This is a genomic window from Massilia sp. BHUDP2, assembly GCF_046236355.1.
In the GTDB taxonomy this organism is placed as follows: domain Bacteria; phylum Pseudomonadota; class Gammaproteobacteria; order Burkholderiales; family Burkholderiaceae_D; genus Telluria; species Telluria varians.
This window is the reverse complement of sequence record NZ_JBJUVW010000002.1, coordinates 1,003,257-1,018,298: the sequence shown is the minus strand read 5'-3', so window position 1 is coordinate 1,018,298 and position 15,042 is coordinate 1,003,257. Positions and strand designations below refer to the sequence as shown.

13 protein-coding genes are annotated in these 15,042 nt (G+C 67.8%); 5 read left to right on the top strand and 8 right to left on the bottom strand.

The annotated features are described in order from the left end of the window. Positions 1 to 54 precede the first annotated feature (54 nt). The 4 genes from argF to ACK6C6_RS15190 form a co-directional block, all read right to left on the bottom strand. Positions 55 to 981 carry an ornithine carbamoyltransferase gene (gene argF / locus ACK6C6_RS15205; protein ID WP_027866211.1) on the bottom strand — a complete coding sequence of 309 codons (927 nt, stop codon included), beginning with the start codon at positions 979 to 981 and terminating at the stop codon, positions 55 to 57. An 82-nt stretch (positions 982 to 1,063) separates the two neighbouring features. Next, positions 1,064 to 1,954, bottom strand: a complete 891-nt coding sequence (gene rsgA / locus ACK6C6_RS15200; RefSeq protein ID WP_209588700.1) for a ribosome small subunit-dependent GTPase A — start codon at positions 1,952 to 1,954, stop codon at positions 1,064 to 1,066. Further along, positions 1,951 to 2,283: a 4a-hydroxytetrahydrobiopterin dehydratase gene (locus ACK6C6_RS15195; protein ID WP_209588699.1), complete on the bottom strand. Its 333-nt coding sequence runs from the start codon at positions 2,281 to 2,283 to the stop codon at positions 1,951 to 1,953. Before ACK6C6_RS15195 ends, rsgA begins: the two co-directional genes overlap by 4 nt. After that, positions 2,280 to 3,542: a M48 family metallopeptidase gene (locus ACK6C6_RS15190; RefSeq protein ID WP_409267982.1), complete on the bottom strand. Its 1,263-nt coding sequence runs from the start codon at positions 3,540 to 3,542 to the stop codon at positions 2,280 to 2,282. The genes ACK6C6_RS15195 and ACK6C6_RS15190 overlap by 4 nt, the downstream gene beginning before the upstream one ends. A gap of 69 nt (positions 3,543 to 3,611) precedes the next feature. Between ACK6C6_RS15190 and orn the strand changes: the two genes are divergently transcribed. Then, positions 3,612 to 4,196, top strand: coding sequence for an oligoribonuclease (orn, locus tag ACK6C6_RS15185; RefSeq protein ID WP_027866207.1), 585 nt, complete (start codon positions 3,612 to 3,614; stop codon positions 4,194 to 4,196). 77 nt (positions 4,197 to 4,273) lie between these two features. Further along, positions 4,274 to 6,745 (top strand): ATP-binding protein, encoded by a 2,472-nt coding sequence (locus ACK6C6_RS15180; protein ID WP_409267980.1) that lies wholly within the window; start codon positions 4,274 to 4,276, stop codon positions 6,743 to 6,745. Positions 6,746 to 6,749: 4 nt separating this feature from the next. Here the strand turns inward: ACK6C6_RS15180 and ACK6C6_RS15175 are convergent, their stop codons facing one another. Together ACK6C6_RS15175 and ACK6C6_RS15170 are read right to left on the bottom strand one after the other, a co-directional pair. Next, positions 6,750 to 7,142, bottom strand: coding sequence for a VOC family protein (locus ACK6C6_RS15175; RefSeq protein ID WP_409267978.1), 393 nt, complete (start codon positions 7,140 to 7,142; stop codon positions 6,750 to 6,752). Positions 7,143 to 7,156: 14 nt separating this feature from the next. After that, the gene (locus ACK6C6_RS15170; protein ID WP_409267976.1) at positions 7,157 to 8,113 is read right to left on the bottom strand and encodes an MBL fold metallo-hydrolase; all 957 of its coding nucleotides are present in this window, start codon (positions 8,111 to 8,113) and stop codon (positions 7,157 to 7,159) included. 158 nt (positions 8,114 to 8,271) lie between these two features. Here ACK6C6_RS15170 and ACK6C6_RS15165 point away from each other — a divergent pair, with 158 nt between their 5' ends. Next, positions 8,272 to 9,411: an HPP family protein gene (locus ACK6C6_RS15165; RefSeq protein WP_409267975.1), complete on the top strand. Its 1,140-nt coding sequence runs from the start codon at positions 8,272 to 8,274 to the stop codon at positions 9,409 to 9,411. A gap of 107 nt (positions 9,412 to 9,518) precedes the next feature. On the opposite strand, the gene ACK6C6_RS15160 is transcribed toward ACK6C6_RS15165, so the two are convergent. After that, on the bottom strand, positions 9,519 to 10,205 hold the full coding sequence (locus ACK6C6_RS15160; RefSeq protein ID WP_409267974.1) for a UPF0149 family protein: 687 nt from the start codon (positions 10,203 to 10,205) through the stop codon (positions 9,519 to 9,521). A 104-nt stretch (positions 10,206 to 10,309) separates the two neighbouring features. Then, positions 10,310 to 11,350 (bottom strand): alpha/beta hydrolase, encoded by a 1,041-nt coding sequence (locus tag ACK6C6_RS15155; protein ID WP_409267973.1) that lies wholly within the window; start codon positions 11,348 to 11,350, stop codon positions 10,310 to 10,312. A 166-nt stretch (positions 11,351 to 11,516) separates the two neighbouring features. Here ACK6C6_RS15155 and ACK6C6_RS15150 point away from each other — a divergent pair, with 166 nt between their 5' ends. Both ACK6C6_RS15150 and ACK6C6_RS15145 read left to right on the top strand, forming a co-directional pair. Then, entirely contained in the window at positions 11,517 to 12,524 is a 1,008-nt protein-coding gene (locus ACK6C6_RS15150) for a serine/threonine protein kinase (RefSeq protein ID WP_409267971.1), read from the top strand. Between the two features lie 99 nt (positions 12,525 to 12,623). After that, positions 12,624 to 14,984 (top strand): hypothetical protein, encoded by a 2,361-nt coding sequence (locus ACK6C6_RS15145; RefSeq protein WP_409267970.1) that lies wholly within the window; start codon positions 12,624 to 12,626, stop codon positions 14,982 to 14,984. Positions 14,985 to 15,042: the final 58 nt, after the last annotated feature.

Below are 15,042 nucleotides of genomic sequence, written 5' to 3'. Positions count from 1 at the left end.
GGTCAGCCGGCCCTTGCGGGCCGACGATCAAACTAAAGGTTGTGGGTGATGAAATTACTTGTCTTCAATACGGCCGAGCAGCAGGTACTCGATCAGGGCTTTCTGCACGTGCAGGCGGTTTTCCGCCTCGTCCCAGACCACCGACTGCGGGCCGTCGATGACGCCGGCCGATACTTCTTCGCCGCGGTGCGCCGGCAGGCAGTGCATGAACAGGGCGTCGGAGGCGGCGCGCGCCATCTTGGCTTCGTCCACGATGAAGCCGTCGAAGGCCTTCATGCGCTCGGCGTTTTCCTTTTCGTAGCCCATGCTGGTCCAGACGTCGGTGTTGACCAGGTGCGCGCCTTCGCAGGCGTCCGAGGGGTTGTCGAACAGGGTGTAGCGCTGGGTGGACACCAGCTTCGGGTCCAGGTCGTAGCCCTTCGGCGTGGAGACGTTCAGGTGGAAGCCGAACACCTCGGCCGCCTGCAGCCACGAGTACAGCATGTTGTTGGCGTCGCCGATCCAGGCCACCGTCTTGCCGGCGATCGGGCCGCGGTGCTCGTAGAAGGTGAAGATGTCGGCCAGCACCTGGCAGGGGTGGTGTTCGTTGGTCAGGCCGTTGATGACCGGGACGCGCGAGTTGGCGGCGAAGCGTTCGATGATCTCCTGGCCGAAGGTGCGCACCATGATGATGTCGCACATGCGCGACATGACCTGGCCCGCGTCTTCCACTGGCTCGCCGCGGCCCAGCTGGCTATCGCGGGTGTTCAGGTAGATCGCGGCGCCGCCCAGCTGGTGCATGCCGGCTTCAAAGGAAAGCCGGGTACGGGTCGAGCTCTTCTCGAACACCATCACCAGGGTGCGGTCGACCAGCGGGTGGTAAACCTCGTAGGCCTTGAACTTGCGCTTGATGACCTTCGCGCGCTCGATGACGTATTCGAATTCGTCCGCGCTGAAGTCGGAAAACTGCAGGAAGTGCTTGATGGGCTTTGCGACTGGCATATCGTCTGTGCGTCTTTACTTAACTGTTATCCCTTGAATTATAAGGGTTTTTGCTTTCCCTTAGGGAAAGCGGATGAAAAAGTCAATAGAGGGTCTGCGATGATTCGTGCAGCAGCTGCGCATACAGCTCGTGGCGCATCTTCGCTATCCTGCCTTCCTCGACCGCGCCCAGCACCGCGCATTGCGGCTCGGCCAGGTGGCGGCAATTGTAGTACTTGCAACCGCCGAGATAAGGCTTGAACTCGACGAAGGCGCGTTCCAGCATGCCTTCGGTCAGGTGGTACAGCCCGAATTCCTGGAAGCCCGGCGAATCGATGATCGAGGCGCCGCCCGGCAGCCAGTACAGGCGCGTGAAGGTGGTGGTGTGCTTGCCGGTGTCCAGGGCTTCCGAGATCTCGCGCACGGCGATGTCGGCGTCCGGCACCAGGAGGTTGATCAGGGACGACTTGCCCATGCCCGACTGGCCGATGAAAATCGACGACTGGCCGCTCAGCAGGGGCATCAGGGTCTCGACCGCGTGCTCGGGCCGTTCGCGGGCCGACAATTCGTGCACCGGATAGCCGAGCGAGGCATACAGGCCGGCGCGCTCGCGGGCGCGGGCCAGCGGCGGCTCCACGTCGACCTTGTTCAGGATGATGTGGGCCTCGATCCCGGCCGCCTCGGCCGCCACCAGCGAGCGCGAGACCAGGTCGTCGGCGAAACTCGGCTCGGTGGCGACGACGATGAACAGGCGCGAAATGTTCGCCGCCAGCAACTTCGACTTGTACTGGTCCGAGCGGTAGAGCAGGGTAGTGCGGTCGGCGATCTTCTCGATCACGGCCTGGTCGTTCGAGGTGCGCTTGAGGTGCACGACGTCGCCCACCGCCACATTGGTCTTCTTGCCGCGCGTGACGCACTGCAGCTTCTCGCCGTTCGCATCGGCCAGGTAATGGCGGCCGTGGGCCGCGATGATGGTGCCGGTCAACTCGCTCATGCGCTCGGGCCTTGCACGTAGATCGCGTCCGCCCGGGCGGCGCAAATAAAATCGTTGTCGCTCAGCGCGCCGCCGGCCGAGTGGGTGCTGTACGCCACCGTGCAGCGGCGGTAGCCGACCGTCATTTCGGGGTGATGGTTCTGCGCTTCGGCCATGGCTGCTATCGCGTTCACGAAATCGATGGTGGCGCGGTAGTTCGCAAACGTGAACGCGCGCGCAATCGTGCCGTCGATGGCCTGCCATTCGGGCACATCGCGCAGGCGCGTCTGAATCGTGGCCGGGTCCAGCGCCGGCGCGCCGTGAGTGCAGTGTTGGTCAATGAGCTTCATGCGGCCGCCATGTTCAGGTGTTTCACCCGCACCGATGCCGGCGGGTGAGAATCGTAGAAGCTTGAATACAGCGGGTCCGGCGTCAGGGTCGAGGCGTTGTCCTCGTACATCTTGACCAGGGCCGACACCAGGTGGCTGCTATCGGTGTGCTTGGCGGCGAAGGCGTCCGCCTCGAACTCGTGCTTGCGCGAGGTGATGGAGCTGAGCGGCGAGAGCACGAAGGTGAACACCGGCAGCACCAGCGCGAACAGGATCAGGGCCATGCCGTCGTTCGACGCGTTCATCATCGGCAGCACGCCCAGGCCGGTGTAGAACCAGGCCTGGTTCTTCAGGTAGCCCAGCAGCGCCAGGAATGCCAGCGACAGCGCGAACATCACCACGATGCGCTTGACGATGTGGCGCAGCTTGAAGTGGCCCAGTTCGTGCGCCAGCACGGCTTCGATCTCGTGCGGATCGAGGCGCGACAGCAGGGTGTCGAAGAAGACGATGCGCTTGTTGCTGCCAAAGCCGGAAAAATAGGCGTTGCCGTGCGCGCTGCGCTTGCTGCCGTCCATGACGAACAGGCCGTTCGAGGCGAAGCCGACGCGCGCCATTAGGCCTTCGATGCGCTCCTTCAGACTGGCATCCTCGAGCGGGGTGAACTTGTTGAACATCGGCGCGATTACGGTCGGGTAGAGCACCATCATCAGGAGCTGGAAGCCGCTCCACACGCACCAGGCCCACAGCCACCACAGGTCGCCGCTACGCTCCATCAGCGCCAGGATCACCCACAGCAGCGGCAGGCCGATCACGGCGCCGACCAGCAGGCCCTTGAACATGTCGGCGATCCACAGGCCGGGCGTCATCTTGTTGAAGCCGAAGCGCTGTTCCAGCACGAACTGGCGGTACCAGTCGAAGGGCAGGTCAAGCAGGCTTGACGCGATCGCGAACGCCACCACCAGGGCCGTCTGGTGCGTCATGCCGGGACCGGTGAGGCCCAGCAGCGAAACCGACAAGGCCTGCAATCCGCCCAGCAGGGTGAAGCCGATCAGCACCACGCCGCCCCACAGCATCGAGGCGATGCCGAGCCGGGTCCTGGCCACCGTATAGTCGGCCGCCTTCTGGTGCGCCGCGAGCGGCACCTTTGGCGCAAACTCGGCCGGTACGCTGGCGCGGTGACGCAGCACATGCCGGATGTGCCGGTTGGCCAGCCAGAAGCGCACGCCCAAGGTCAGCGCAAAGAAAACGACGAACAAAACCGAAAACCCGAGTGAAGACATGCTGTGCCTGTGAGAAAATGCAGGATTGCGCGAAAAACGAATGCAGTATCGCTAATCGAAGAGAGAATTATGTCACAAGCTACACAAACCGAAGGCGCTGCCGCGCCTGTGCGCCCGAACGAATTCAACCTGGTCTGGCTCGACATGGAAATGACCGGCCTGGACCCGGACAACGACCGCATCATCGAGGTGGCGGTGGTCGTCACCGATGCCGACCTGAACATCATTGCCGAAGGCCCGGTGTTCGCCATCCACCAGTCCGACGAAACCCTGGACAAGATGGACAACTGGAACAAGGGCACCCACGGCCGCTCGGGCCTGATCGACCGCGTCAAGGCTTCGACCGTGACCGAAGCCCAGGCCGAGCTGGAGCTGATCGCCTTCCTGAAGCAGTACGTCCCGGCCAACAAGTCGCCGATGTGCGGCAACTCGATCTGCCAGGACCGCCGCTTCATGGCGCGCGGCATGCCCAAGCTGGAAGCCTTCTTCCACTACCGTAACCTGGACGTGTCGACCCTGAAGGAGCTGTGCCGCCGCTGGAAGCCCGAACTCGCCTCCGGCTTCAAGAAGCACCAGAAGCATACCGCGCTGGCCGACATCGTCGAGTCGATCGAGGAGCTGCGCTACTACCGCGAGCATTTCATCAAGCTGTAAGCGCAACATGTGATGCATGCCTTGCCTGTTTTGCAGAAATGTATCGCAGGCAAGAAAAGCTGTGCGACAATCGGCCCATGTCCTCTCCCTCGCACACCATGGACGACGGCATGCGCATGCGCATCCGCCGTCATGACTGGCGCCAGACCCCGCTCGGTCCGCCGGAGGAATGGCCGCCAGCCCTGCGCACGGCCGTGGACATGGTGCTGCACTCGGCCTTCCCCATGTTCCTGGCCTGGGGCCCGGACCTGATCTTCCTCTACAACGACGCCTATGTGCCGCTGCTCGGGCAGAAGCACGGGCGCGCGCTCGGCGAACGCTTCTGCGACCTGTGGGCCGAGGTCTGGAAGGACATGGTGCCGCTGATCGACCGCGCCCTGTCGGGCAAGCCGGTCTACTTCGAAGACATGCCGATGACGGTGATGCGGCGCGGCTATCCGGAGCGCGCCACCTTCACTTTCTCGCATGCGCCCCTGATCGGCGACGACGGCCAGGTGGCGGGCCTGTTCTGCACCGTGATGGAAACCACGCGCCGCGTCGCCAGCGAGCGCCGCGCGGCCTTCGAGCTGACCGTGTCGGACGCGCTGCGTCCGCTCGCCTCGAGCGAGGAAGTGATCGCCACCGCCAGCGCGCTGCTGGGCGGCGAGCTGCACGCGGACCGGGTGGTGTACGCCGAGATGAACGAGGCGACGGGACGCTTCTCGGTGCCGCGCTGGTGGGCGCGCGACGACCGCAAATGGACACAGCCCAGTTTCAGCCTCGAGGAATTCGGTCCCGCGGTGGGCGCGGCGCTGCGCGCGGGCGACGTGGTGCGCATCCACGACAGCGCGCGCGACGTGCGCACCATGGGCTACCGCAGCGCCTACATCGCCGACCGCATCGGTGCGCTGCTGGTGGTGCCGCTGGTCAAATCCGGCCGGCTGACGGCCTGCCTCGGCATCGATTGCCTGCTTGCGCGCCACTGGAGCGACGACGACCTGCAGCTGGCGCGCGACGTTGCCGAGCGCACCTGGGCGGCGGCCGAGACCGCGCGCGCCCAGGCCGCGCTGCGCGCCGAACGCGACCGCAGCCGCAACATCTTCGACACCATCGCCGAGGGCTTCGCCGTGTTCGACGCCGACTGGAACATCGTCGAGATGAACGCCGAGGGCCTGCGGCTGTGCCGAGTGAAGGCGGAAGAGACCATCGGGCGCAGCCACTGGGACGTGTTCCCGCACACGGTCGACATGGAGCTTGGCCGCATGTACCGTGAAGTCATGCGCACCCGGGTGGCATCGGCCGCGATCTATTCGTATCCCTTCCCGGACGGCGAGCGCATCTGGACCGAGGTGCGCGCCTACCCGATGCCGGACGGCAGCATCGCCTCCTTCTTCCGCGACATCACCGACCGCAAGCTGGCCGAGGAAAAGCTGGTCGAGGCCGACCGCCGCAAGGACGAATTCCTGGCCATGCTCGCGCACGAGCTGCGCAACCCGCTGGCGCCGATCAGCGCCGCCGCCGAGCTGCTGCGCATCGGCACGCTGGGCGAGGAGCGGGTGCGCCAGAGCAGCAACATCATCGGGCGCCAGGTGCGCCACATGACGCGCCTGGTCGACGACCTGCTGGACGTTTCGCGCGTGACGCGCGGCCTGATCACGCTCGAGCGGGCCGAGGTCGGCATGCGCGGCGTGGTGCAGGAGGCGGTGGAGCAGGTCAGGCCCGCCATCGACGCCAGGCGCCAGCGCTTGTCGGTGCACCTGCCGCCCTCGTGGGCGCTGGTGGAAGGGGACAAGGCGCGCCTGGTGCAGGTGGTGGCCAACGTGCTCGGCAACGCCACCAAGTACACGCCGGAAGGCCGCGAGATCGACCTGCGCGCCGAGGTGCGCGGGGATGGCGCCAAAGGCGCGCTGGTGATCAGCGTGCGCGACGAAGGCATCGGCATGGACCGCGAGCTGAGCGCCAGGGTGTTCGACCTGTTTGCGCAGGGCGAGCGCTCGTCGGACCGTTCGCAGGGCGGCCTCGGTCTCGGCCTGGCGCTGGTGCGCAACCTGGTCGAGCTGCATGGCGGAATGGTCGGCTGTTCGAGCCCGGGACCGGGCAAGGGCAGCACCTTCGTCATCACGCTGCCGCTGTTGCGCGAGGCCGTACCCGCGCCGCTGCCGCAAGCGCCGGTGCCGGCGGGGAAGGCCGGCGCATTGAAAGTGCTGGTGGTGGACGACAACGTGGATGCCGCCGAGACGCTCGGCCTGCTGCTGGCGGCCCACGGACACGAGGTGGTGGTCGAGCACGAGCCGCTGCGGGCGCTGGAGCGCGCCAGGAAGGTGGCGCCCGATGTCTGCCTGCTCGACATCGGCCTGCCCGGGATCGACGGCCACGAACTGGCGCGCCGCCTGCGCGCCCAGCCGGAAACCGCGGCGAGCGTGCTGGTGGCCATTACCGGCTACGGCCAGCAGCAGGACCGCGACGAGGCCTTCGCCGCGGGCTTCCGCCATCACCTGGTCAAGCCGGTCGATGTCGACGCGCTGGTGCGCCTGCTGGATAGCGTGCAGGCGCCGCCGCACGACGGCTAGTCGCTTACTTTACCCGGTAGGCTGCGCACAGCTTGTTGCCGTCCGGGTCGCGCACGTAGGCCAGGTGCAGCGCACCCAGGCTGCCGTTGCGCAGGCCCGGCGGCTCCTCGATCGAGGTACCGCCGTGCGCCACCGCGACGTCGTGGAACTCCTTGACCTGCTCGGGCGAACTGCACTTGAAGCCGATGGTGCCGCCGTTGGCCGGCGTCGCCGCTTCTCCATTGATCGGCTCGCTGATGCCGAAGCTGCTGCCATCGTGGCGGTAGAACAGCCGCTTGTGGCCGCTCGGCGCCTCGGTGCGGAAAGCCTCGCCCGCACCCAGGACGCCCAGGACAGCATCGTAAAAACGTTTCGAGCGCTCGATATCGTTCGAGCCGACCATGACGTGATTCAGCATCCTTGCCCCCTTTCTCAGCGCATCTGGGTGTAGTTGACCGGGGTGAAGCGGTAGCCCTTGCCGGAGGTGGCAAGGTAGCCCAGGCCCGGGAACTGCAGGTGGGCGCCGCCGATCATGTAGCCGCCCTCGGCCGCGGCGTCGAATTCCTTCTTGCGGGTGGCGGCGGCGGCCTTCTGGTCGCCGTCGAACTGGATCGTCACGGCCGGGTTTTCCATCTGCACCGCCGCCACGTGGATCAGGTCGCCGATCACGAGCAGCTTCTGGCCGCCGCTTTCGACCAGGTAGCTGGTATGGCCCGGGGTATGGCCGCCGGTCGGATTCGCGCGGATGCCCGGCACCAGCTCAGCGCTGCCTTCGAAAGGCTTGAAGCGGCCGGCCTTCACGTAGGGGCCGAGCGCGGCCTGCGCGCCCTTGAAGGTGTCCTTGTCCTTGGCCTTGTCCATGTTCGCCTGGCTCAGCCAGTGGTCCGATTCCAGCTTGTTGGCGCGCACGATGGCCTTGCTGAACACGGCCGCCGAGTCCTTCACCAGTCCACCGGCGTGGTCGCCGTGGAAATGGGTCAGGTAGATCTCGTCGACCTGGTCCGGCGTGTAGCCGGCTGCCTTCATGTTCGCCACCAGCTTGCCCAGGGTCGGGCCGAAGAAGGAGCCGGCGCCGGTGTCGATCAGGACCAGCTTGTTGCCGGTGTTGATGAGGTAGGCATTGTCGGAGGTTTCCAGCATCGGCTTCAGGTGCACCCTGGCCAGGGTCTCCTGGGTCTTCTTGGGATCCTGGGCCAGCAGCTGGTCGACCGGCAGGTCCACGGTGCCGTCCGACAGCGGGGTGATCTCGAACTGGCCCAGCATCATGCGCGACCAGCCCGGGGCCGGGGTCTTCGCCATCGGGGCGGCGGCCAGGGCAGGGGTGGCAATGCAGATCGCCAGTGCGGCGGCGGCCAGCGTGGACAGGGTAGGTCGTGGGAAGGTTTTCATCGTGAAGTCCTCGTTGTTGGTTGCTGCGGCAAGCCGGCCGCAGTGCGTTGCTTATCCTACATGATTGCTTGTCGGAATGCTCACCGTCCGCGTGGGGGAATACGTGTTCGCGCAAGCTGTGGTGTAATGGCAGGCTCCCAATGTTGCAAAACGTATCCATGTTCTCGATGTTGTCGCAGTTGCTGTCGAGGCTGGGGCGCCTGCGCCCCGCCGGACCGACTTCCTTCACCCGGCAGGTGCCCGCCGCCCTCGGCGCCCTGCTGACCCTGCTCCTCACCGCCCTGGCCAGCCGCGCCGCGCTCGGCGCCGCGGCGGTGCATTCGCTGCCCTTCCTGATCGCCCCGATGGCCGCGTCCGCGGTGCTGCTGTTCTGCCTGCCGGCGGCGCCGCTGGCCCAGCCCTGGCCCGTCATCGGCGGCAACGTCGTCTCGGCCCTGGTCGGCGTGGCCTGCGCGCAGGCCGCCGACCCGCTGGTGGCGGCGCCGCTGGCCGGCGGCCTGGCGATCGCCGCGATGGCCACGCTGCGCTGCCTGCATCCGCCCGGCGGCGCGGTGGCCGTGACCGCCGTGCTGGGCGGGGCAGCGGTGAGCAAGGCCGGCTTCTGGTTCGTGCTGGCGCCGGTGGGCCTGAATTCGGTCCTGATGGTGCTCGGCGCAGTGGCCTGGAACCGGCTGTCCGGACACCATTATCCGCACGTGCAGCTGGCCGCGCGCCCGCCCGAGGAAAAGGCGGGCTTTGCGAAAGAAGACCTGGATGCGGCGCTGGACAGCTATGGCGAGACGCTCGACGTCAGCCGCGACGACCTGGCCACGATCTTCGCCGAGACCGAGCAGCGCGCCGCCGAGCGCCGCGCGCGCCGGCACAGCTGCGGCGAGCTGGCCCATCCCGTGCCGGCCAGCCTGAGCCCGGACATGCCGCTGGCGGCGGCGCGCGCGCTGCTGGTGCGGCATGGCGTGCCGGCGCTGCCGGTGGTGGACGCGGCGGGCTGTCCGATCGGGGTGCTCAGCATGGCGGGTCTGGTGGCGGCCGGCGGCAGCGCCAGCCGCCCCTTGCCGGCGCGCGCGCGGCGGGCCACGGCGCTGCTGTTCGGGCGCGATACGGCGCCGACGGTCGGCCAGCTGGTCGAGGCGGATTTCGTCGCCGTGCGCAACACGGCGCCGGTGACGGCGCTGCTCACCCGCTTCCATGAGGGAGCGAAGCAGGTGTTCGTGGTGGACGATGAGGGCAGGCTGGCCGGGATGGTGCAGCCCGGCGACCTGCTGGTGGGACTGGATCTTGGCTTGACGGAAGCTGCCTAGCTTGCCTCAGCGCCTAACAAAACCCCGAGGGCAAGGCGCATTGTCGAAGACAGTACGCTAGTACGGCGAGACAATGCAACGCAGCCATCGGGGGAATTGTTAGGCGCTTACTCGGCGCCGCAGCACTTCTTGTACTTCTTGCCGCTGTTGCAAGGGCAGTCGTCGTTGCGGCCGACCTTCGGCTCCTCGCGCTTCACGGTCTCGACCGCGCCATTGCGGCGCGGCGCCCAGTAGCGGTAGATGGCCGGGATGTTGGCTTCGATCTCCAGCGCCAGTTGGTGGGCCTTGCGCGGGTCTTCGACTTCCGGCAGTTCGGATTCCTCGATCTCGTCGGCGCCGAGCAGGTAGATCGGGCGCATCAGTTCGGCCACTTCCGAATCCCAGATGGCTTCCCAGGAGCCGGGGCGCAGTTCCATGCCTTCCCAGAAGCCCCAGCACCAGGCCTCGGCGTCGATCAGGGCCTCGCCCTCGAATTCATGCTCGACGAACAGCGGCTCGAACTCCTTTGGTGCGGCTTCGAAGGTGATCAGGACTTCGTTCATGAAGCGCATGATCAGGTTGATGATGCGCTGTTCCTCCTTCGGGTTCTTCCAGTTCGGCGCCTGCTTGCCATCCTCGCCCCAGACGCGCGGGAGCCATTCGGCCGGCATGATGGTTTCCGGGCCGATCGCGATCGCGGTCAGGTAGCCGTGCAGGGTGTCCATCGTCATCGCGTCCTCGGGGGAGCGGTCGGACAGCAGGAACTGGTCGAGTTCGTCGAATTCTTTATCGGTAAGGGGCTCGTCGAGATGCATGGGGTGCTCTTGTTGCGTTTTGAAGGCGCCAGTGTAACGCCTGCGCGGGACAAGGGCGTAAAAATCGTGCGCTCGCGGCGCACGACCGCCACGGCAGATGCGGCTTACTTCCTGGCAGCGAATGCCTTCATCAAGGCATCCGCTGCATACTGCTCAGCTTGCTTCGCCTTGGGCAGCACCGCTCCCATGCCGAAAAATTCGTGCGTCACGCCGCTCCATGCACGGTAATCGACCTGCACCCCATCCTTCTTCAGCCTGTCCGCATACTGCTTGCCCTCGGTGAGCAGCGGGTCGATCTCGGCCGCCACGATGGTGGCCGGCGGCAGGCCCTTGAGTGAGGCCGCCTTCATCGGCAGCGCGTACGGATTCTTCGGGTCGCCCCCGTAGTGCTTGAAGAACCAGCCCATCATCGCCTTGTTGAGCGGCTTGGCATGTGCGTTGCGCTTGTAGGAGGCGTTGTTCATGTCGTCGTTCACCACCGGATAGACCAGCAGCTGGTGCAGCGGCAACTGCGCCTTGCGGTCGCGCGCCATCATGGAGACCACGGTGGCCAGGTTGCCGCCCGCCGATTCGCCGCCGACCGCGACGCGGGCCGGATCGCCGCCCAACTCGCGCGCATGCTCGATCGTCCACAGGTAGGCCGCATAGGCGTCTTCCGGCGCGGTCGGGAAGCGGTGCTCGGGGGCCTGGCGGTAGTCGACCGACACCATGATGGCCTTGGCCAACTTTGCCAGCGCGCGCGGCGATGCTTCATAGACCTCGGTGTCGGCGATCACGAAGCCGCCGCCGTGGTAGTACACCATGACCGGGAAGGGGCCGCTGCCTTCGGGCGTGAAGATGTGGACCGGGATGCTGCCTCCCTTGACCGGGACCGTCATCGTCTTCTTTGTCACACCCGGTTCCGGCGCGCTGCTCTTGCCCATGTCGGTCAATACCTTCTTGACCGCATCGGCCGGAGTCGGCTGCTTGCGCGCCTCGGCCGGGGTCAGGGTGTCGATCGGCTTCGGGCCCAGGGATGCGTGGGCGTCCAGCACCTTCTGCATGTCGGCATCCGCCTTCGGCGGCTGCGGCGACTGGGCCTTGGCCGCGTTCCAGACGAGGGCGGCGGCTACGGCCGTCAGCGCCAGGGGAATCGCTTTCTTCATATTTTTTTCCTCGGTAAAGGCCGTATGCCACGCGAGTGCGCTCAGGTACGTGCCGAATCCGATAATTGCTCAGGCGGGTATGCGCGTTCTGTTCCGAATTTAACCAAATTCGTCAAATTTGAAAGGAGGTTTAGGCGGGACGGCAGCTGCCGCTTACAATGCGTGGATGGAGAATTCGACGACTGAAACAAGCGCCCAGGCCCATCCGTTCGCCCGGCTCGATCCGCAAACGGTGCTGGAGGCCGTCCAAAGCGTCGGCCTGTACGGCGACGGCCGCCTGCTGGCGCTCAACAGCTACGAGAACCGCGTCTATCAGGTCGGCCTGGAAGAGGGGGCGCCGGTGGTCGTCAAGTTCTACCGGCCGGGGCGATGGAGCGACGCCGCCATCCTCGAGGAACACGCCTTCGTGGAAGAGCTGGCGCAGCAGGAGATTCCTGTCGTGCCGTCGACCGGCATCGACGGGCGCACGCTGCACAGCTTCGCCGGCTACCGCTTTTCCGTGTTCCCGCGCCGCGGCGGACGCGCGCCGGAACTGGGCGACCCCGCCACCCTGGAATGGATCGGCCGCTTCATCGGCCGCATCCATGCGGTCGGCGCGGCGCGGCCCTACCAGCACCGGCCCGAGATCAACCCGCAGACCTTCGGGCGCGAACCTTTCGAGTTCCTGCGCGCCAAGGGCTTCATCCCGCCCGAGCTGGCCGCCACCTATGCCAGCGTGGTAGAGCAGGCGCTCGATGGCGTGGCGCGCTGCTACGACCGGGCCGGCGCGCTGCCTCTCCTGCGCCTGCACGGCGATTGCCACGGCGGCAACGTGCTGTGGACTCCGGATGGCCCGCACTTCGTCGACTTCGACGACAGCCGCATGGGACCGGCGGTGCAGGACCTGTGGATGCTGCTCTCGGGCGAGCGCCAGGAGATGGTAGGCCAGATGGCCGACGTGCTGGCCGGCTACGAGGACTTCTGCGACTTCCACCCGCGCCAGCTCTACCTGGTGGAGGCCTTGCGCACCTTGCGCCTCATTCATTACTCAAGCTGGCTGGCGATGCGCTGGGACGACCCGGCCTTCCCGGCGGCTTTCCCTTGGTTTAACACCCAGCGCTACTGGCAGGACCGCATCCTCGAGCTGCGCGAGCAGGTGGCGCTGATGGATGAGCCGCCGTTGTGGCCGGTATAGCCCGGTGCCGTGGTTTTGCCGTCCAGTTCGGCGTGACACGCGCGCGCGATTTCCCGGATAATCAGATGGACGCAAGCTGCGTCCTCACCGAAAACGACCATGGAACCCATCAAGCCCGAGCACGAGAAGTACGACGATAGCGACTTCACGATCGACCTGTCGCATGCCGGCAGCGTCGTTCCGCAGGCGCCGGCCGAGCCCGAGCCCGCGCCGGCCCCGGCTGCCGCCCGCGGCCCGATGGACATGCGCGAGATCCATGAGGCCATCGCCCGCGTCGAGGCCGAAGCCAAGGCCAATGTCGCCGCCGAGAGCCGCGCCCATGCCGAGGCGCGCGCCCGTTCGCTGGCCGAGGAGCGCGCCGCGCTGGACGCGGCCGCGACCGCCGCCGCGCTGGCCAATGCCCAGGCCTCCGAAGAGGCGATCGCCGCCGACCGCGACCGCCTGGAGTCGCTGCGCGCCGCCGCCCAGGCGTCCAGCGAGCGGCTGGAGGCGATCCGCCAGGAGACCGCCGAGCTGCGCGCCCGCGTGCAGCAGGAAACCGAGACCCGCATGGCGGCCGAGGCCCGCGCCCGTCTTGAAGAAGAAGCGCGCCGGCGCCACGCCGCCCAGGTCGAAGCCCAGGCCGAGATGGCCGCCCAGGCCGCGCGCGCCGCCGAGGAATTGCTGGCCCAGACCGAACAGGCGCGCCTGCAGGCGGCCGAGCGCATGGCGGCGGTGGAAGCGGCCAAGGAAGAAGTGCTGCACAACGCCAGCGCCGACGCGCGCGTGGCGATCCTGGCGCGCGAGCGCGAGCGCGCCGAGCGCGGCGCCCGCCAGACCGCCGAGAAGCTGGCCCAGGCCGAAGCCGAAGCCCTGGAGCTGACCCAGCAGCGCGAGCGCGCCGACCAGGTGGCCCTCGCATCGAGCTTTGCGCGCGCCGCGGCCGAGGCGCGTGCGCTGGAAGAGGCGCGCGCGCTGGCCCACATCGAACAGGAACGCGAGGCGATCGCGCTGGCCCAGGCCGAGTCCGAGCGCGTCGCGGCCCAGTCGCTGCGCATGCGCCTGCAGACCGAAAAGGAATTGCGCGACGCCGCCACCCACCGCGAACGCCTGGAGCAGATGGCTGCGGCCGCCGCGCAGGCGCGCCGCGACGCCGAAACCCGCATCCTGGCGGCGACCGAGGCGCGCATCGAGGCCGACCGCAGGCTGCGCGACGTGGCCGAGGAACGTGCGCGGGCCGAGGAAGAGGCGAGCCAGCAGGTGCAGGCGCGGCTGGAAGCCGAAGCCCTCGCCGCCGGCCACGCGCGCGAGCGTGCCGCGGCCGACGAGGCGGCAAGCCAGGCGGCGGCGCGCCAGCTCGAAGAAGAGCAGCGCCAGCGCGCGCTGGCGGAAGAACGCGCGGCCCTGGCGCTGGGCGCTGCCGAGGCCCAGGCACAGGAAAACGCGCTCGAGGATGCGGCGCTGGCCGCCGCGCGCCGGCAGGCCGAGGCGCAACAACAGGCGCTGGCAGCGGCCCAGGCTCGCGCCGAGCAGGCCGAGCGGCTGGCCCAGGCCGAGCGCGAGCGCGTCGCCGCCGAGGAAGCGGCGCTGGCGCGCGAGGGGGAACGCCTGCAGGCCGAACAGGAACTGACGCGGGCCGCCGAGGCGCGCGCCGCGGCAGAGCAGGCGGCAGCCGCACAACTAAGAGAACAGGGTGACGCCGAGCGGCGCGCGGAAAGCGCGCAGCAGGCGGCCCTGGACGCGCAGCGGGCGCAGGCGCGCGCCGCGATCGAGGAAGCCGAGCATGCCGAGGCGGCGGCCAGGGCCCAGCAGGCGCAGGCGCGCCGGGCGGCCGAGCTGGCCCAGGCGCAGGCCGAGCGTGCCGAGCTCGAGCGCCGCCAGCTGGAACTGGCCGAAGCAGCACTGTTTGAAGAACGCGCAGCCACCGAGGCCGCGCGCGAATCGCTGGCCCTGGTCGAGCGCAAGCTGGCCGCGCAGCGCCAGCAGGCGGCCTCCGACACGCGCGCCAACGAGGCGGCCAGCGCGCGGCTGGCCTCCGAGCAGGCGGCGGCCCAGGCCGCCCAGGCGCGCGCCGCGGCCGAGGAAGAGCAAGCCAGGCTGGCGCGCGAGCGCGAAGTAGCGGAGCAGGCCGCGCTGCAGGCCGCGGTCGAGAAGCGCGACGCCCAGCGCGCGCTCCTGGAACACGCCCAGCGCCACGCCGAGATGCAGCGCAAGGCGGCCGAGGCGACCCGGCGCATGGCGGACGCGCGCCGGCAGCTGGCCGAGCTGGAAGCGCAGCGCCATGAGGAGCAGACGGGGGAACTGGCGGCCCTCGATCGCGCCCTCGGCGAGCGCAAGGCCGAGGCCGAGCACCGGGTCGCCTCGGTGAACATCACGCGCGAGGTGCTGGGACGCTTCAAGAGCACACCGCCGGCCTCGGCCTCGCAGGCGGCAACGCGGCTGGCGGACGTGATCCTGAATCAGCGGAAGAACGAAGAGTGAATCTGGGTGGGTGATATGCAACGCATATCACTGGCACCCGATTGATACGGGGAACGTA